The sequence below is a fragment of the Streptomyces sp. NPDC058457 genome (genome assembly GCF_042720695.1).
Lineage (GTDB): Bacteria > Actinomycetota > Actinomycetes > Streptomycetales > Streptomycetaceae > Streptomyces.
In genome coordinates this window covers 1-16,711 of the sequence record NZ_JBHXLU010000045.1, presented here as the reverse complement: position 1 = coordinate 16,711, position 16,711 = coordinate 1, and the positions used below count along the sequence as shown (strand labels likewise).

Sequence of the window (16,711 nt, the reverse complement as noted above, 5' to 3'; positions counted from 1 at the left end):
CATGACCGACGACCGTCAGACACCGGTCGCGATCGTGGGCATGGCGGTGCTGCTGCCCGGCGCCGCAGGCCTCGACGCCTACTGGAGAAACCTGCGCGACGGCGTGGACGCGATCGGCGAGGTGCCCGAAGGGCGCTGGGACGCGGACTACTACCGGCCGGGCTCGGCCACCGGGCCCGCCGTCCCCGACCAGGTCTACTGCCGGCGCGGCGGCTTCGTGGACGGACTGGCCGAGGTGGAGGTCACCCGGTACGGGATCATGCCGAGCTCCGTGTCCGGCACCGAACCCGACCAGCTGATCGCCCTCGACGTGGCCGCCGCCGCGATCGCCGACGCGGGCGGCGCGGACCGGCTGCCCGACCGGCACCGGATCGGGGTGGTCCTGGGCCGGGGCGGCTATCTCACCCCCGGCCTGGTCCGGCTCGACCAGCGGGTCCGCACCGCGGGGCAACTCGTGCGCACCCTGGGCGAGTTGGTGCCCGACCTCACGCCCGGTCAACTGGCCCGGGTACGCGAGGCGTTCACCGAGCGGCTCGGCCCCGCCAGCCCCGAGCACGCGATCGGCCTGGTGCCCAACCTCGCCGCCTCCCGGATCGCCAACCGCCTCGACCTGCGCGGCCCCGCCTACACCGTGGACGCGGCCTGCGCCTCCTCCCTGGTCGCCGTCGACCAGGCCGTCACCGAACTCACCGCCGGGCGCTGCGACCTGATGCTCGCCGGGGGAGTGCACCACTGCCACGACATCACCCTGTGGAGCGTCTTCTCCCAGCTGCGCGCGCTCTCCCCGAGCCAGCGCATCCGCCCCTTCCACCGCGACGCCGACGGCATCCTCATCGGCGAGGGCACCGGAGTCGTCGTCCTCAAACGCCTCGCCGACGCCGAACGCGACGGCGACCGCGTCTACGCCGTGATCCGCGGCACCGGCGTGGCCAGCGACGGCCGTACCGCCGGACTCGTCAACCCCGACCCCGGCGGCCAGACCCACGCCGTACGCCAGGCCTGGCGGGCCGCAGGACTCGACCCAGCCGCACCGCACTCGGTCGGCCTCCTGGAGGCGCACGGGACCGCCACCCCGGCCGGCGACGCGGCCGAACTGACCACGTTGGCCGAGGTCTTCGGACCCAGCGGGATCAGCGACGAGCGGGCCGTGCTGGGCTCGGTGAAGTCGATGATCGGCCACACCATGCCGGCCGCCGGAGTCGCGGGGCTGGTCAAGGCCGCCCTCGCGCTGCATCACGCCACCCTGCTGCCCACCCTGCACTGCGACGACCCGAACCCGGCGCTCGCCGCCACCCGCTTCCGCACCCTGGACCGGGCCGCGCCCTGGGAGACCGCTCCCGGACAGCCGGTCCGCAGAGCCGGCGTGAACGCCTTCGGCTTCGGCGGGATCAACGCCCACGTGGTGCTGGAGGAGGCCCCCGGCAACCGCGCCACCGCCGTCGGCCGCGGCACAGGGCTCACCGCACCCCGCGGCACGTCAGTCACCGCACCGCGCGTCGCAGAGGTCGCGGAACCCCGCGGCACATCGGTCACCGCACCCCGCGTCGCAGAGGTCGCCGAACCCGAGCGCATCCTCCTGCTAGCCGCCGAGACCCCCGAACAGCTGGCCGCCGCCCTCGCCGCCGACGACTCCGCCGTCCTCGCCGCCGGTCTCGCGCCCGAGGGGACCCATCCGCAGGCGGGTCCGGCCCGGCTGGGCATCGTCGACCCCACCGCCAAACGGCTCGCCCTCGCCCGGCGCGCGGTCGGCAGGGGCCGCGCCTGGCAGGGCCGCAACGACGTGTGGTTCCGGCCCGCCGCCCTGCTGCGGACCGGCCGGCTGGCCTTCGTCTTCCCGGGCCTGGAAGGCGAGTTCACTCCCCGCGTCGACGACATCGCCGCGCATTTCGGCCTCCCCACCGTCACCGGCCCGGCCACGGACGCCGTGCGGGTCGGGGACGTAGGCCGTCATGGGTTCGGTGTCGTCGGCGTGGGGCGGCTGCTCGACTCGGCGCTGCGCCGGATGGGCGTGGTGCCGGACGCGGTCGCCGGGCACAGCGTCGGCGAGTGGACGGCGATGACGGCCGCCGGGCTCTACTCGGGTGACCAGGTCGACGCGTTCATGGCCGACTTCGACCCCGACGCGGTCACCGTCCCGGGCCTCGCCTTCGCCGCTGTCGGCGCCTCCGCCGACCGCGTCCTCGCCGCGCTCCACGAGGACTGGGCGGACGCCGGGATCGTCCTCTCCCACGACAACGCGCCGAACCAGTCGATGGTCTGCGGCCCGGACCGGACGGTGGCGGACTTCGTCCGGGCCTTCCGGGCCGACGGCGTGCTGTGCCAGGTACTGCCGTTCCGGTCCGGTTTCCACACCCCGATGCTGGAGCCGTACCTGACCCCCATCAAGGAGGCCGCCGAGCGCTTCCGGCTGCACCGGCCGACGGTCCCGGTCTGGTCCGGCACCACCGCGGCCCCCTTCCCGGCGGCCGAGGCGGAGGTACGCGAGCTGTTCGTCCGGCACCTGCTGGAGCCGGTCCGGTTCCGGCAGCTGGTGGAAGGCCTGTACGCCGCCGGGCACCGGGTCTTCGTCCAGACCGGCCCCGGCCAGCTGGCCTCCCTGATCGGCGACACCCTCGGCGACCGCGACCACCTCGCCGTCGCCGCCAATTCCCCGCACCGCTCGGGGATGGCCCAACTCCGGCGCGTGGCGACCGCGTTGTGGACGGCGGGTGCCTCCGTCGCACCGGCCGTCCCGACGGCGGGCGGCACCGCCGCGCCCTCTCGGCAGCGGCAGCCCGTCCGGCTCGACCTGGGCGGCGCACTGGTGTCCCTGGACGGCCCGGAACTGCACGAACTCCGCGCGGCGCTCGGCAGCCGGCGGACACCCGCCGGGCCGTCCCCGCTGGACGACCTCGCCACCCGCATCCCGGCCGCCGCCGAACTCGACGCGCTGCTCCGGGAGACGGCCGACACGGCAGCGGCCGTCCTCACCGCGCTCCGCACCCCGTCCGGCACCGCGGCCCCCGCCGCCGCCCGGGCCCTGCCCCGCGTCCCGGCGCCCACCGGACCTCATCGCACGGGATCTCAGCGCACGACACCCCAGCGCACAGCACCTCAGCCCACCGCACCCCGTCCCGCGCCGCCCGTCCCCGCCGCCGTGACACCGCCGCCCCCCGACTCCCGCACCACCACCCTCCAGGTGTCCCCCGAGGCGATGCCCCACCTCCTCGACCACTGCTTCTTCCCGCAACGCCCCGACTGGCCCGACACCGAGGACCGTTGGCCGGTGGTGCCGGCCACCACGATCGTCCAGCACATGATGGACGCGGCCGAGGACGCCACCGGACTGCGGGCGGTCGCCGTGCACGGAGCCCGCTTCGACCGCTGGCTCACCGCCACACCCCCCGTCGACGTCCCGGTCACCGTCACCTCCGAGGGGCCCGGCCGCGTCTCGGTCACCTTCGGCCCCACCGCCCGCGCGGTGATCGAACTCGCCCGCCACCACTCCGCACCCCCCGGCGCACCCGGGCACCCCCCGGCCCCCGAACGCACCCCCGACCACACCGCGGCCGAGCTGTACTCCGAGCGCTGGATGTTCCACGGCCCTGCGTTCCAGGGCGTCACCGAACTCACCGCGATCGGCGACCGGCACGTCCGCGGCGTGATCACCACGCCCACCGCCCCGGGCGCACTCCTCGACAACGTCGGGCAGATCCTCGGCTACTGGATCATGTCCACCCGCACCGAGCGGACCGTCGTCTTCCCGGTGCAGATGCGGGAGATGCGCTTCCACGGCCCGCATCCCGCCCCCGGCACCGAGGTCGGCTGCCTGGTGCGGATCACCTCGCTCACCGACACCGTGCTCGAGGCGGACGTGGAGCTGACCGTCGGCGACCGGGTCTGGGCCCGGATCGACGGCTGGCAGGACCGCCGCTTCGACAACGACCCGCACACCCGCCCCGTCGAGCGCTTCCCGGAGCGCAACACCCTCTCCGAGGCCCGGCCCGGCGGCTGGACCCTGCTCCACGAACGCTGGCCGGACCTGGCCTCCCGCGAGCTGATCATGCGCAACTCCCTCGGCGGAGCCGAGCGTTCGGAGTACGCCGCGCGCCCGCCGCGCGGCCGCAGACAGTGGTTGCTGGGCCGGATCGCCGCCAAGGACGCGGTACGGCAGTGGCTCTGGGAGCACGGCGAGGGGCCGGTGTTCCCGGCCGAACTCCGGGTCCGCAACGACGCGTTGGGCCGCCCTTACGTGGTCGGCGTGCAGGGCCGCACGCTGCCCGCGCTGGACGTCTCCCTCGCCCACCGGGCCGAGGCGGCGGTGGCGATCGTACGGCCGCACACCCCCGGACCCGGGCCGGGCATCGACCTCGAAGAGGTCACCGAACGCGACCCGGCCGCCATGCAGGCCGCGCTCGGCGCCGACGAACTCCGGCTGCTGCACGCCCTTTCCGAAGACGGCTCCCGGTCCCTGTGGTTCACCCGGTTCTGGGCGGCCAAGGAGGCCGTCGCCAAGGCGGAGGGCACCGGATTCGACGGCCGGCCACGGGACTTCACCGTCCTGGAGGCGGCCCCGGACGGCAGCCGGCTGCTGGTCTCCGGCCGGCTGGAACGCGCCTACCCGGTGCACTGCGCGCCGGTCCGCAATCCCCCCGCACTGCCGGACCGCGACTACGTCGTGGCCTGGACGACCGGACCGGCAGCAGCAGACCCCGAGGAGGACCCGCGATGAATCCCACCGAGCCCGAAGTCCGAGCCGACGAGGAGGCGGTCCTCGCCGACCTCGCGCGGATGCTCCGCACCCTCCTGGAGGAGTACGGCGACGACGACGCCGAGATCGGCATGAGCACCACCTTCAACCGCGACCTGGAGCTGGAGAGCATCGACCTGGTCACCCTGGCCGGGCTCCTGGAGGAGCGGTACGGGAAGCGGGTCAACTTCGCCGAGTTCCTGGCCGGGATGGAGTTCGACGAGATCATCGGGCTGACCGTCGGCCGGCTCGTCGAGTACGTGGTGTGGAGCCTGAAGGCCACGGAGGCGGGCTGAGCCATGGCGATCATCGACACCGGAGACGTCCGGCTGCACGTGCAGAGAATGGGCCCGGGGGAGGGCCGGATCCCGGTCGCCACCGTGGTCCTCGTCCACGGGCTGCTCACCGACAGCCTCGCCAGCTACTACTTCACCGTGGGCCCCGCCTTCGCGGCCTCCGGCCTCGACGTGGTCATGTACGACCTGCGCGGCCACGGCCGCAGCGGCCGCCCCACCGGCGGCTACACCCTCGACCACAACATCGACGACCTGGAGGCCCTGCTCGATCGGCTGTCGATCACCGGCCCGGTCCACCTCGTGGGCAACTCCTACGGCGGCACCATCGCCTTCGGCTACGCCGCCCGCCACCCGGAGCGCACGGCCAGCCTGACCCTCATCGAGTCCGAACCGGCGACCGCCGCCTGGGCGTCGAAGATCGGCGGCATCCTGCACCGGGTCGTCACCGAACTCGCCCACAACGAGCCGGACGCGATCGCCTGGATCACCGCCAACCGCAGCCACAACACCGCCCGCCTCGCCAAGGGCGCGGCCCGGCTCGCCCGCGAGACCAGCCTCGGCCGGGACATCCCGGCCAGCCGGGTCCTGAGCGAGGACCAGATCAGTGCCGTACGCTGCCCGGTCCTCGGGGTGTACGGCGGTGACTCCGACCTGGTCGGGGTGGTCCCGCTGAAGGAGGCCCTGCTGGCGGACTACCGGGCGGTGGTGCTGCCGGGGCATGAGCACTCCGTGCTGGTCGAGGCGGCCGGCACGGTCGGCGGACACATCCTGGAGCTGATCCACTCGGTCGGCGGGGCGCGGGCGGCCGGGGTCCGGTGAGCGGCTTCCTGTTCGTCGTACCGCCCCTGGTCGGGCACATCAACCCGGCCGTCGGCGTCGCGGCCGAGCTCGCCGCGCGCGGGCACCGGGTGGCCTGGGTCTGCGCGGACGCCGGGCTGGTGCGCCGGCTGGCGGGGCCGCAGGCGCGGGTGTTCCGGTGCGCGGGGACCGCCGAGGGGGAGCGGCCCGCCGACCTGCGCGGCGCGGAGGCGCTGAAGTTCCTCTGGGAGTGGTTCCTGGTGCCGCTGGCGGACGCCATGGCGCCCGGCGTGCGGGCGGCCGTCGACGACTTCCGCCCCGACGTGGTGGTCGCCGACCAACAGGCCTTCGCCGGCGCCCTGGTGGCCGAGCGGCTCGGTCTCCCGTGGGCGACCTCCGCGACCACCTCGGCCGAGTTCGGCGGCGCCTACGACGGCATCCCCAAGGTCGCCGAGTGGCTCCGGGACCGGCTCACGGAACTACGGGACCGCATCGGCGACCCGGCGGGCACCGCCGACCCGCGCTTCTCACCCCTGCTGACGCTCGCCTTCACCACCCCCGAACTGGCGGGTGCCACCGACCGGCCGGCGGTCCGTTACGTGGGCCCGTCGATCTCCGAGCGGCCGGTCGCCGACGGCTTCCCCTGGGACTGGCTGGACCCGGGCCGGGAGCGGGTCCTCGTCTCCCTGGGCACCGCCAACGCGGACGTGGGCGGGCGGTTCCTCGCCGAGTGCGTGGCCGCCGTACGCGAACGGGCCCACCGGGTACAGGCGTTGGTGGCCGACCCGGGCTCCACCCTGCCCCCCGCGTTCGATGACAAGGACGTCCTGATCCTGCCCTCCCTGCCCCAACTCCCGCTCCTGGAGCGGGTCGACGCGGTCGTCTGCCACGCCGGGCACAACACCGTGTGCGAGGCCCTGTGGCACGGTGTCCCGCTGGTCGTCGCCCCCATCCGCGACGACCAACCGGTGATCGCCGGACAGGTCGTCGACGCCGGCGCGGGCGTCCGGGTCAGGTTCGGCCGGGTCACCGCCCCACGGCTGGGCGAGGCCCTCGACACCGTCCTGTACGAACCCGGTCCGCGCACGGCAGCCGCCCGGATCCGCACCGCGTTCCGCGCGGCCGGCGGTGCGCCGGCCGCCGCGACCCACCTCGAACGCCTCGCAGCCGACCCGCACCCAAGGAGAGCCGATGAGCAAGCAGAGTGAGATCGAGGCGCTGCGCTCCGCCTATCAGAAGGACCTCGCCGAGGGCACCGACCGCTTCTTCGAACCCCGGCGCACCACCTGCCCCTGGTGCGACTCGGACCGGCTGACCACCCGGCTGCGCACCACCGACCTGCTCCAGCACAAGCCCGGCGCCTTCGTCCTCGACCGCTGCCAGGACTGCGGCCACACCTTCCAGAACCCGCGCCTGAACGACACCGGCCTGGAGTTCTACTACCGGGACTTCTACGACGGCCTCGGCGAGCAGAAGATGAGCGGCACCTTCGGCGGCCGCACCAAGATGTACCAGGGCCGCGCCCGGTCCATGGTCCCGCACGACCCGACCCCCAAGAACTGGCTCGACGTCGGCACCGGCCACGGCCACTTCTGCGAGGCCGCCCGCGAGGTACTGCCCGGCACCGCCTTCGACGGCCTCGACTTCACCGACGGCGTCGAACTCGCCGCCCGCGAGGGCCGCGTGGAGCGCGCCTACCACGGCGCCTTCCCCGACCTGGCCTCCGACCTCACCGCCCGCTACGACGTCGTCAGCATGTTCCACTACCTGGAACACAGCACCGACCCCGACCGCGAACTGCGCGCCGCCCACGAGACGGTACGCCCCGGCGGCCACCTCCTCATCGAGGTCCCCGACCCCGAGAGCCGCTACGCCCGGCTGCTGGGCCGCTGGTGGCTGCCCTGGCTCCAGCCGCAGCACCTGCACTTCATCCCGGTCGCCAACCTCCGCGCACGCCTTGCCGACCTGGGCTTCACGGTCGTCGCCGAACAGCACGCCGAGGCCCACGACCCCGTCGACCTGCTGGCCGCCGTCTGGCTCGCCCTGGACCACACCGCCCCGCGCGAGGACGCCCCCTGGCTGCCGACACCGCCCGGCGCACTCCAGAAGACCCTGCGCGCCGCCCTGCTCCTCGCGGGCATCCCGGCCCTGATCGCCGGCACCCTCCTGGACCGCTTCGCCGTACGGCCGCGCTCGCACCGGCTCCGCGTCTCCAACGCCTACCGGATCGTGGCCCGCCGCGACTGAGGACGGCTCACAGCGCCTTCGCGCGGATCATCGCCGACAGCACCAGGGCGCCCGGCAGCAGCGGCACCCAGTCGGTCAGGACGCGGTAGCCGATCACGGTCGCGGTGGCCACCGCGACCGGGGAGCCGAACGCGACCAGCGTGATCACCAGCGCCGCGTCCACCGCGACCCCGCCGGGCACCGGCACGGCGCCCCCCGCCGTGCCCGCCGCCAGGTACGCGAAGATCACGGTGCCCCACGACAGCCCGAGCCCGAGCGCCTCCCCGGTGCAGGCCAGCACACTCGCCTGCACCAGCGGCATCGCCGTGGCCCCGCCCCACAGGGCCAGCACCCGGGAGGGTTGCGCGTGAACCGTGCGGGCGTCGGTGAGCGCGGTGCGCACCAGCCCGGTGACCGGCCGCCGCAGCGGTCGTACGACGGCCGTCGCCACGCCCACCAGAGTGAGCACCGCGGCGACCGGGATCAGCACCACGCCGTCCGGGACCAGCTCGCCCAGCCGCCGCCAGGCGGACGAGGAGAGCAGGAACCCGATCAGCACGACCGTCTTCGCGCCCGACTTGGCCACCGAGTACAGCGCGATCGAGGAGGTGGCCCGCTCCAGGGGGACGCCGCGGGTGCGCAGGAAGCGGACGGTGACGGCGTGCGCGCCCAGTCCGGCGGGCAGCGCGTGGTTGGCGGCGCCGGCGGCGAACTGGGAGGCCAGCAGCAGCCCCGGCGGCAGCCGGTCGGGCACGGCACCCTGCCGCATGCAGGAGGCCACCACCCAGGTCAGGCAGGTGAAACCGCCCGCGGCCAGCAGCCACGCCGGTTCGGCGCGGGCGAGCCGGGTGACGCCCTCGTACAGCAGCGACTGGTTGGTCAGCCCCCAGACCGCGGCGATGAGCAGCGGGGACAGGCACAGGGCCAGCCGGAGCGGCCGGCCCGCCATCGAGGGGGTCGGCAGCGGACGCACGGGAGCGTCGGAGCGGAGCGAGGACAGAGAGGACACGGGGACGTTGTCCTTCCACGGGGGTGCTCACGGTGGGGAGCCGTGGGCGAGCGGGACCGCGGGGAGCCTTCCCGTTCCGAATGACACCCGGATGTCCGAAAACCGAAGGCGGGAGGGCGGGTGGGTGCCACGGGCGCTGCCGTACCCCGGCGACCCGGTAGCCTTCCTGGGGAAGGAGCACACGACAGGGGAGGATCCGGCCGTGCACGTCCAGGAATGGCTCGACTCGGTACCGGCGGTCGCCGTCTACGCCGTGGTGGCGCTGGTCATCGGGCTGGAGAGCCTGGGCATCCCGCTGCCGGGCGAGATCGTCCTGGTCTCCGCCGCGCTGCTCTCCTCCCAGCACTCGGGCGTCAACCCGTTCGTCCTCGGCGCCTGCGCGACCGCGGGCGCGGTCATCGGCGACTCCATCGGCTACGCAATCGGCCGCAAGGGCGGCCGCCCCCTGCTGGCCTGGCTGGGGAAGAAGTTCCCGAGCCACTTCAGCGAGGGCCACGTCGCCACCGCCGAGCGCTCCTTCGAGAAGTGGGGCATGTGGGCGGTCTTCGTCGGCCGCTTCATCGCCCTCCTCCGTATCTTCGCGGGCCCGCTGGCCGGCGTCCTCCAGATGCCCTACTGGAAGTTCCTGACCGCCAACCTCCTCGGCGGCATCTGCTGGGCGGGCGGCACGACGGCGGTCGTCTACTACGTCGGCATCGTCGCGGAGGACTGGCTGAAGCGGTTCTCGTACGTGGGCCTGGCGGCAGCGGTCCTCTTCGGCCTGGCCTCGATGCTGATCGTCCGCCGCAAGGCGAAGAAGGTCCAGGTCACTCAGAAGGAAGCCGAACCGGTAAACGCCGGCGAGTAAATATCTTTAGGGGCGCGGGGCTGTATCAATTTGCGGCTCCGCCGCGTGGGCGCGATCAGCCCCCACTCCGCCGCACTCGCCCGACGACCTACTCGTGCACCCCGCGATGCGCCTTGGCCAACTCCGCATAGAAGGTCCCGTTAAGGGTCACCCCCTCCCGCTCTTCTTGGCTGAGCTCGCGCCGCACTTTGGCCGGCACCCCCGCCACCAACGACCCCGGCGGCACCACCATCCCCTGCGGCACCAGAGCCTGCGCCGCAACCAACGACCCCGCCCCGATCACGGCGCCGTTCAGCACGGTCGCCCCCATCCCGATCAGGCAGTCGTCCTCCACGGTCGCCCCATGTACGACCGCGTTGTGTCCGATCGACACCCGTTCCCCGACGGTCACGGGAAACCCCGGATCCGCGTGCAATGTCACATTGTCCTGGACGTTCGCCTGCGCCCCCACGACGATCTTCTCCACGTCCCCCCGCACCACCGCGCCGTACCAGACACTGGCCCCGGCCCGCAGCGTCACGTCCCCGATCACCGAGGCCGTCGGCGCCACGAACACGTCGGCCTCGACCTTCGGCTCGCGCCCCCCGATCCCCACGATCAGAGCCTGCTGAGTCATCACCGTCTCCCGTCGTCATCGATTCCCCGGAAACCTACGCCACCGCTTGGGGCGAAGATCACAGCAGCCCACCCTCTTTAAGTCGGCGCCCGCTGAGTAGCGTGACTGCGTGCCGAAGCCCAAGAACACGTTCTCGTCCTGGCGCCGCCACCTCGCCCAACGCGCAGTGCACGCGGCCTGGGCCTGGGCGCAGCGCACGGGATCCGTCACGGCCGACCACCCCGGCCGTTTCCGATTCGGCGCCCTCGGCGAAGCCACCCGCCTCGCCTTCCCGCTCGGCACGGTCTTCGGTGAACCGTGGATCCACCTCGGCTCGCACTGCATCGTCGGCGAACAGGTCACCCTCACCGCGGGCCTGATGCCCGACCTCGACCTCGGCCCCGACCCGATCCTGCGCATCGGCGACGGGGTGGTCCTCGGCCGCGGCAGCCACGTCATCGCGGACACGACGGTCACCATCGGCAGCGACTGCTACTTCGGCCCGTACGTCTACGTCACCTCCACCAACCACTCCTACGACGACCCGCACGAGCCCATCGGCAGGCAGTGGCCCCGCATGGAGCCCGTGGAGATCGGCCCGGGCTGCTGGATCGGCACCGGCGCGGTGATCCTGCCGGGCGCGCGGATCGGCCGGAACGTGGTGGTGGCCGCCGGCGCGGTGGTCCGGGGTGCGGTGCCCGACCACGCCGTGGTGGCCGGCGCGCCCGCCCGGGTCGTACGCCGATGGACGCCCGAGACCGGCTGGCAGCCGCCGCTGCGCACACCCCCGCCGGTGCCGATCCCGGCGGGCACCACACCGGAGCAGCTGCGCGCGCTCGCGGAGCTGGACGAGGAGGACGTGGCGCGGCTCGCCGCACTGGAGACCGAGAGCTGAGCAGCCACCGGCCGGGCCGTCGGCCGCCGGTTCAGCCGGTGGCCAGCAGTAGTGTCCCCACCAGCGCCAGCCCGGCGCCCGCCGCCTGGATCGCGCGCAGCCGTTCGCTGAGGAAGCCGCGGGCCGCGAGCGCGGTGACCACCGGGTAGAGCGAGGCGAGCACCGCGGCGACGGTGATCGGGCCGTGCTGGGCGGCGACCGAGTACGTGCCGTTGGCCGCGACGTCGGCGAGACCGACGAAGCCCAGCGCCGGGAGTGCGGAGAGGGCGAAGCCGCCCTCCGGCAGCGCGGGCGCGCCCCGCCGCACGGACAGCCACAGGGCGGCGCCGCCGGTCGCGACACTGGTCAGCCGCTGCACGAAGAGGGCCAGGAAGAGCCCGGTGACCGTGGTGGACGCCTCCGTGATCAGTGCGAACACGGTGCCGAAGCCGGCCGCCGCGACCAGGGTGAGCAGGATCGTCCGGCGCTGGACGGGTGCGCCGCGCAGTTGCGGTCCGCCGGCCAGGACGACTCCGGTGACGGCGACCGCGATGCCCGCGACCTGGAGCAGCCCCGGGCGTTCGCCGAGGAACAGCCCGACCCCGACCGGGACGGCGACGCTCAGCGTGGCCAGCGGGGAGACCACCCCCATCGGGCCGAGCGCCAGGGCCTTGTAGAAGGAGAACAGCGCGACCGGACCGACCAGGCCCGCCGCGACCGCGAACCACAGCCGCGGCCCGGCCTCGCCCCAGCCGCCGGTGGCGACCACGATCACGCCCAGGACCGCCGCCGCCAGGCCCTGCGACACGACGACCACCGTGAGCGCCGGGGCGCGTCGCGTGAGCAGCCCGCCGCCGAAGTCGGCCAGTCCCCACAGGAGACTGGTGGTCAGGGCGAAGAATGCTGTCACGACCCGCCTCGCAGTACAGTTCGGTGAACGATCAGGTGCACCCCACCGTAGTTCATCAAGGTGAACTGTGTCATCCAAAATATTGGACCACGATGCTCTCCGCAATGACCTCCGCAATGCTCTTCACATTGCTCTCCACGATGGACGGAACGTGTCGGACCTCGACCTGCTGACCCAGTCCCTGGCCCGCAACGTCAAGCACTGGCGGGCGGTGCGCGGCTTCACCCTGGACGTGCTCGCGGCCCGGGCCGGGGTCAGCCGCGGCATGCTGATCCAGATCGAGCAGGCCCGCACCAACCCGAGCATCGGCACGGTCGTCAAGATCGGTGACGCGCTCGGCATCAGCATCACGACCCTGCTCGACTACGAACAGGGCCCGAAGGTCCAGATCATCCCCGCCGACAAGGCCGTACGGCTGTGGCACACCGAGGCCGGCAGCTTCAACCGGCTTCTCGCCGGCACCGAGGCGCCCGGCCCGCTGGAGATGTGGGACTGGCACCTGATGCCGGGTGAGAGCAGCCCGTCGGAACCCCACCCGACCGGCACGGTGGAGATCGTCCATGTCACCGCCGGTGAACTCACCCTCACCGTCGACGGGACCGAGTACCGCGTGCCGACGGGTGCCAGCGCCTCCTTCGAGGCCAACACGGCCCATGTGTACGGCAACACCGGGGACGTGCCGATGGTGATGGTGATGACGGTCTCCGTGCCGCCCGTGTCCTGAGCCTCCCGGACCGGGCTGTTAGCGTGCGGACATGCGCGCACCCATCGGAGACTTCGACACCGCCGTCCCCGCCCCCGACTGCCTCGACGAGCTGACCACGCCGGTCGCCGACGCCGTACGCCGCTGGACCGGCGCAGTGCCCGCCGACCGGATCGTCTACGTCGAGACCGACCCGCGGTGGGCGGACACCGCGGTCTTCGTCGAGCACTACGGGCACGACCTGCTGGAGCGGTCGGCCAACTGCGTGGTGGTGGCGGGCAAGCGCGGCGGCGAGACCACCCTGGCGGCCTGTCTGGTGCTGTCCACGACCAAGGTGGACGTCAACGGCGTGGTGCGCCGCCAACTCGGCGCCCGCAAGGCCTCCTTCGCGTCGATGGACACCGCGACCGGCGCCACCGGCATGGAGTACGGCGGCATCACCCCGATCGGACTCCCGCACGACTGGCCGCTGTTGGTGGACTCGGCCGTGGTCGACCTGCCCTACGTCCTGGTCGGCAGCGGCCGTCGGCGCGGCAAACTCCTCGTCCCCGGGAAGGCCTTCGCCGAGCTGCCGGGCGCGGTGGTGCTGGAGGGGCTCGGGGTCTAGGACCCGGCGTGATGCGCCAGCGCCAGATGCGGGTCCGCCTGGCCCGGCGCCGGCGCCGGATCGGCGTGCACCAGGGCCGCCGTCAGCCTCGGTACGGCGTGCAGCAGCGCGTGCTCGGCCCCGACGGTGATCGCGTGGGCCTGCCGTACGGTCGCCTCGCCGTCGACCACGACGGCCACCTCGGCGCGCAGCCGGTGCCCGATCCACCGCAGCCGCAGCTCACCCACCGCACGCACCCCCGGCACCTCGCGCAGCGCCCGCTCGGCCCGGTCCGTCAACTCCGGGTCCACGGCGTCCATCACCCGCCGGAACACCTCGCGCGCCGCGTCCCGCAGCACCAGCACGATCGCCGCGGTGATCGCCAACCCCACCAGCGGATCGGCGAGTTGCCAGCCGAGGGCCGAGCCGCCGGCCCCCAGCAGCACGGCCAGTGAGGTGAATCCGTCGGTACGGGCGTGCAGCCCGTCGGCCACCAGCGCGGCCGAGCCGATCTCCCGGCCCACCCGGATCCGGTACCGGGCCACCCACTCGTTCCCGGCGAACCCGGCGAGCGCGGCCACCGCGACCGCCGGGAGGTGTGTTACCGGGCGCGGATCCAGCAGCCGGTCGACGGCCGTCCACGCGGCGAAGGCGGCCGACGCGGTGATCGTCAGCACGATCGCGATCCCCGCGAGATCCTCGGCCCGCCCGTAGCCGTAGGTGAAGCGGCGGTTCGCCGCGCGGCGCCCGAGCACGAAGGCGATCCCCAGCGGTACGGCGGTCAGTGCGTCCGCCGCGTTGTGCACGGTGTCCCCGAGCAGGGCGACGGAGCCGGACAGGACCACCACGACCGCCTGCACGAGCGCCGTGGCGCCGAGCACGGCCAGTGAGACCCAGAGCGCACGCATGCCCCGTGCCGAGGACTCCAGCGCGGGGTCGAGCTTGTCCGCCGTCTCGTGGGAGTGGGGCGTCAGGAGGTGGGTGAGGCGGTGGCGGAGGCCGGCGGACGCGGGGTGGGAGTGGGACTTGGAGTCCGGGTGGCCGTGGTGGTCGTGGCCGTGGCCGTGTTCATGGGCATCGGCATGGACATGGGCATCGGCATGGGCATGGGCATGGCCGTGAGCGGGCTCGCCGTGCCGGTCGGGGGTGTGGGTGTGTTCGTGGGGGTGGCGGTCGTCCGCGGTCGCGTGTTCGTGGTGGTGCCGGTCGCTCATGCGGCTCCCCTCTCCGGTGCGCGGGACGTGGACATCCGACGCCCACGACGCCATTATGTGCGTATGAGCGCACGCATGCACCTATCACCTGCGCATCATGCGCATCCGCGCACCCCCGGCGAGGAGCCCGTTCGCGCCGGCCGCCGAGGTCCTCGCCCTGCTCGGCGACCACGAGCGACCTGCACACCGGGCTCGACCAGGTCATGTGGACCGTCGGCGGTGACACGCTCGTCCTGGCCGCGCTGCTGGTGACGGCCGCCCGGCTCGGTGACATGAGGGGGCGGCGGACGCTGTTCGCGGCCGGCGTCGCGGTGTTCACGGCGGCCAGTGCGGTGTGGGCGCCCTCCCCGCTGGTCTCCCTCCTCGTCTCCCCGTTCGCCGGACGCCTCGGCGACCGGATCGGCGGCCGCCGGGTACTGCTGGCCGGACTGCTGTCCTTCTGCGCCGGTCTGCTTACGGTGATCCTGCTCGCACAGGGCTCGGCCTCGGCGCCGGTCTTCACCGTGCCGCTGATGTTCATGGGCCTCGGCACCGGCTGCATGATCGCCCCGCTCTCCACCGAGGCGATGGGGCACGTGCCCGCGCCGCCGGCCACCCTGCTCGCCCTCGCCGGTACGGCGCTGTTCACGGCCCGGGCCGGTACCCCGGTTGCCGTGGCCGCCTGATCGGCGCTCAGAAGGCCGCGGCCGAACCGAGGTACTGCTCGGCGAACGCCGTCGCCGCCGCGCGCGAGGTGAACAGCCTGCGCAGCCGGGCCAGGCTGGTGCCCGCGAGGAACGGATCGCCGGAGGCCGTGCCGTGGTAGATGCCGGACAGGAACCGCGAGAACTCCTGGTAGTCCCAGACCCGGCGCAGACAGGCGTGGGAGTAGCCCTCCAGGCCGGTGTCGTCGTCCTTCGTGGCGTGTGCGGCGAGCGCGTCGCCCAGCAGGAAGGCGTCGTGCAGGGCGAGGTTCATGCCCTTGGCGGCGATCGGCGCGGTCAGGTGACCGGCGTCACCGGCGAGGAAGAGGCGGCCGTACACCAGCGGTTCGACCACGTAGTCGTGCATGTCCAGCACGCGCTTCTCGATCAGCGGCCCCTCGTTGAGCGGCGGCGCCCCGGCCGCGCCGAGGCGTTCGCGCAGCTCGTCCCAGATCCGGTCGTGCGACCAGTTCTCCGGATCGTCGCCCGGCGGGCACTGCAGGTAGTAGCGGGTGATCTCGGGGCTGCGCGCCATGTGCCCGGCGAAACCGTTCGGATGGACGCCGAACACCACGCAGTCCGAGGACGGCGGCGCCTCGGCGAGCAGGGCCAGCCACGCTATGCCGTAGTCCTGCCGGGCGATCCGTACCCGCCCGTCCGGTATCGCGTCCCGGGTCACCCCGCGCGCACCGTCGCAGCCCGCCACGAACTCGCAGTGCAGGAGGTGTCGTTCGCCGGTGGCGGGGTCGAGGTACGACACGGCGGGCCGGTCCGTCTCCAGGCCGTGCAGGGTGACGTCCCGCACCCCGAACCTGATGTCCCCGCCGCGTACGTCGGCGTACTCCCGTACCAGGTCCGTCACCAGCAACGGCTGTGGATAGACGTAGTGATGATGATCCGTCAGTTCGCTGTAGTCGAACCGGAACCGGTCGCCGGAGAAGCGGAACTCGCACTCGCTGTGCACCTGTGCCCGGGCCACCAGGCTGTCGGCCAGGCCGCGCCGTTGAAGCCCGCGCACCGCCCATTCCTCGATGACCCCGGCCCGTGGCCGGGTCTCGATGAACTCCCTGCTCTCGGTCTCCAGGACCACACAGTCGACATCGGCGGCCCGCAGGATGTTGCCGACGGTCAGCCCCGCGGGCCCGGCGCCCACGACGACGACCGTACGGCGTTCTTCGGAAGGGGAGTTGGTGTGGGGGGAGGGGTGAGTCACCCCCGCATTATGACGGCGTCCCGTCAGC

The 16,711-nt window shown here is 73.4% G+C and carries 15 protein-coding genes and 1 pseudogene; 11 read left to right on the top strand and 5 right to left on the bottom strand.

The annotated features are described in order from the left end of the window. Position 1: 1 nt before the first annotated feature. The 5 genes from ACFWPS_RS30025 to ACFWPS_RS30005 are packed head-to-tail and all read left to right on the top strand — an operon-like array spanning position 2 to position 8,070. Positions 2-4,711, top strand: a complete 4,710-nt coding sequence (locus ACFWPS_RS30025; RefSeq protein ID WP_383710329.1) for a beta-ketoacyl synthase N-terminal-like domain-containing protein — start codon at positions 2-4, stop codon at positions 4,709-4,711. Continuing rightward, a complete protein-coding gene (locus ACFWPS_RS30020) occupies positions 4,708-5,025 on the top strand; it encodes an acyl carrier protein (RefSeq protein WP_383710326.1) in 318 nt (105 codons plus the stop codon). The genes ACFWPS_RS30025 and ACFWPS_RS30020 overlap by 4 nt, the downstream gene beginning before the upstream one ends. A gap of 3 nt (positions 5,026-5,028) precedes the next feature. Beyond that, positions 5,029-5,844 (top strand): alpha/beta fold hydrolase, encoded by an 816-nt coding sequence (locus ACFWPS_RS30015; protein ID WP_383710324.1) that lies wholly within the window; start codon positions 5,029-5,031, stop codon positions 5,842-5,844. Beyond that, a complete protein-coding gene (locus tag ACFWPS_RS30010) occupies positions 5,841-7,031 on the top strand; it encodes a glycosyltransferase (protein WP_383710321.1) in 1,191 nt (396 codons plus the stop codon). The genes ACFWPS_RS30015 and ACFWPS_RS30010 overlap by 4 nt, the downstream gene beginning before the upstream one ends. Then, positions 7,015-8,070 carry a class I SAM-dependent methyltransferase gene (locus ACFWPS_RS30005; RefSeq protein WP_383710318.1) on the top strand — a complete coding sequence of 352 codons (1,056 nt, stop codon included), beginning with the start codon at positions 7,015-7,017 and terminating at the stop codon, positions 8,068-8,070. The genes ACFWPS_RS30010 and ACFWPS_RS30005 overlap by 17 nt, the downstream gene beginning before the upstream one ends. A 7-nt stretch (positions 8,071-8,077) precedes the next feature. Here the strand turns inward: ACFWPS_RS30005 and ACFWPS_RS30000 are convergent, their stop codons facing one another. Beyond that, entirely contained in the window at positions 8,078-9,058 is a 981-nt protein-coding gene (locus ACFWPS_RS30000) for a YbhN family protein (protein ID WP_383710315.1), read from the bottom strand. 202 nt (positions 9,059-9,260) lie between these two features. On the opposite strand from ACFWPS_RS30000, the gene ACFWPS_RS29995 reads away from it, so the two are divergent. Beyond that, positions 9,261-9,905: a DedA family protein gene (locus tag ACFWPS_RS29995; RefSeq protein WP_383710493.1), complete on the top strand. Its 645-nt coding sequence runs from the start codon at positions 9,261-9,263 to the stop codon at positions 9,903-9,905. An 88-nt stretch (positions 9,906-9,993) separates the two neighbouring features. On the opposite strand, the gene ACFWPS_RS29990 is transcribed toward ACFWPS_RS29995, so the two are convergent. Beyond that, positions 9,994-10,521, bottom strand: coding sequence for a gamma carbonic anhydrase family protein (locus ACFWPS_RS29990; RefSeq protein WP_383710490.1), 528 nt, complete (start codon positions 10,519-10,521; stop codon positions 9,994-9,996). Between the two features lie 109 nt (positions 10,522-10,630). On the opposite strand from ACFWPS_RS29990, the gene ACFWPS_RS29985 reads away from it, so the two are divergent. After that, positions 10,631-11,395, top strand: a complete 765-nt coding sequence (locus tag ACFWPS_RS29985) for an acyltransferase (RefSeq protein ID WP_383710313.1) — start codon at positions 10,631-10,633, stop codon at positions 11,393-11,395. Positions 11,396-11,426: 31 nt separating this feature from the next. Here the strand turns inward: ACFWPS_RS29985 and ACFWPS_RS29980 are convergent, their stop codons facing one another. Beyond that, on the bottom strand, positions 11,427-12,284 hold the full coding sequence (locus ACFWPS_RS29980; protein WP_383710311.1) for a DMT family transporter: 858 nt from the start codon (positions 12,282-12,284) through the stop codon (positions 11,427-11,429). A gap of 151 nt (positions 12,285-12,435) precedes the next feature. On the opposite strand from ACFWPS_RS29980, the gene ACFWPS_RS29975 reads away from it, so the two are divergent. Both ACFWPS_RS29975 and ACFWPS_RS29970 read left to right on the top strand, forming a co-directional pair. Next, on the top strand, positions 12,436-13,008 hold the full coding sequence (locus ACFWPS_RS29975) for an XRE family transcriptional regulator (protein WP_383710308.1): 573 nt from the start codon (positions 12,436-12,438) through the stop codon (positions 13,006-13,008). Positions 13,009-13,039: 31 nt separating this feature from the next. Further along, positions 13,040-13,594: a YbaK/EbsC family protein gene (locus ACFWPS_RS29970; RefSeq protein WP_383710306.1), complete on the top strand. Its 555-nt coding sequence runs from the start codon at positions 13,040-13,042 to the stop codon at positions 13,592-13,594. Here ACFWPS_RS29970 and ACFWPS_RS29965 read toward each other — a convergent pair. Continuing rightward, positions 13,591-14,787, bottom strand: a complete 1,197-nt coding sequence (locus tag ACFWPS_RS29965) for a cation diffusion facilitator family transporter (RefSeq protein WP_383710304.1) — start codon at positions 14,785-14,787, stop codon at positions 13,591-13,593. The genes ACFWPS_RS29970 and ACFWPS_RS29965 overlap by 4 nt on opposite strands. A 63-nt stretch (positions 14,788-14,850) precedes the next feature. On the opposite strand from ACFWPS_RS29965, the pseudogene ACFWPS_RS29960 reads away from it, so the two are divergent. Then, positions 14,851-14,965, top strand: a pseudogene (locus ACFWPS_RS29960) (transcriptional regulator); the annotation flags it as partial. A gap of 25 nt (positions 14,966-14,990) precedes the next feature. Continuing rightward, positions 14,991-15,452, top strand: a complete 462-nt coding sequence (locus ACFWPS_RS29955; protein WP_383710301.1) for an MFS transporter — start codon at positions 14,991-14,993, stop codon at positions 15,450-15,452. A 7-nt stretch (positions 15,453-15,459) separates the two neighbouring features. Here ACFWPS_RS29955 and ACFWPS_RS29950 read toward each other — a convergent pair whose 3' ends face one another. Beyond that, entirely contained in the window at positions 15,460-16,683 is a 1,224-nt protein-coding gene (locus ACFWPS_RS29950) for a 4-hydroxybenzoate 3-monooxygenase (RefSeq protein ID WP_383710299.1), read from the bottom strand. Positions 16,684-16,711: the final 28 nt, after the last annotated feature.

Bases quoted from the DNA above. Each gene is read 5' to 3' on its own strand.
- ACFWPS_RS29955 (WP_383710301.1), top strand. From the start codon at position 14,991: ATGTGGACCGTCGGCGGTGACACGCTCGTCCTGGCCGCGCTGCTGGTG.
- ACFWPS_RS29970 (WP_383710306.1), top strand. From the start codon at position 13,040: ATGCGCGCACCCATCGGAGACTTCGACACCGCCGTCCCCGCCCCCGAC.
- ACFWPS_RS30005 (WP_383710318.1), top strand. From the start codon at position 7,015: ATGAGCAAGCAGAGTGAGATCGAGGCGCTGCGCTCCGCCTATCAGAAG.
- ACFWPS_RS30025 (WP_383710329.1), top strand. From the start codon at position 2: ATGACCGACGACCGTCAGACACCGGTCGCGATCGTGGGCATGGCGGTG.
- ACFWPS_RS30015 (WP_383710324.1), top strand. From the start codon at position 5,029: ATGGCGATCATCGACACCGGAGACGTCCGGCTGCACGTGCAGAGAATG.
- ACFWPS_RS29990 (WP_383710490.1), bottom strand. From the start codon at position 10,521: ATGACTCAGCAGGCTCTGATCGTGGGGATCGGGGGGCGCGAGCCGAAG.
- ACFWPS_RS29965 (WP_383710304.1), bottom strand. From the start codon at position 14,787: ATGAGCGACCGGCACCACCACGAACACGCGACCGCGGACGACCGCCAC.
- ACFWPS_RS30020 (WP_383710326.1), top strand. From the start codon at position 4,708: ATGAATCCCACCGAGCCCGAAGTCCGAGCCGACGAGGAGGCGGTCCTC.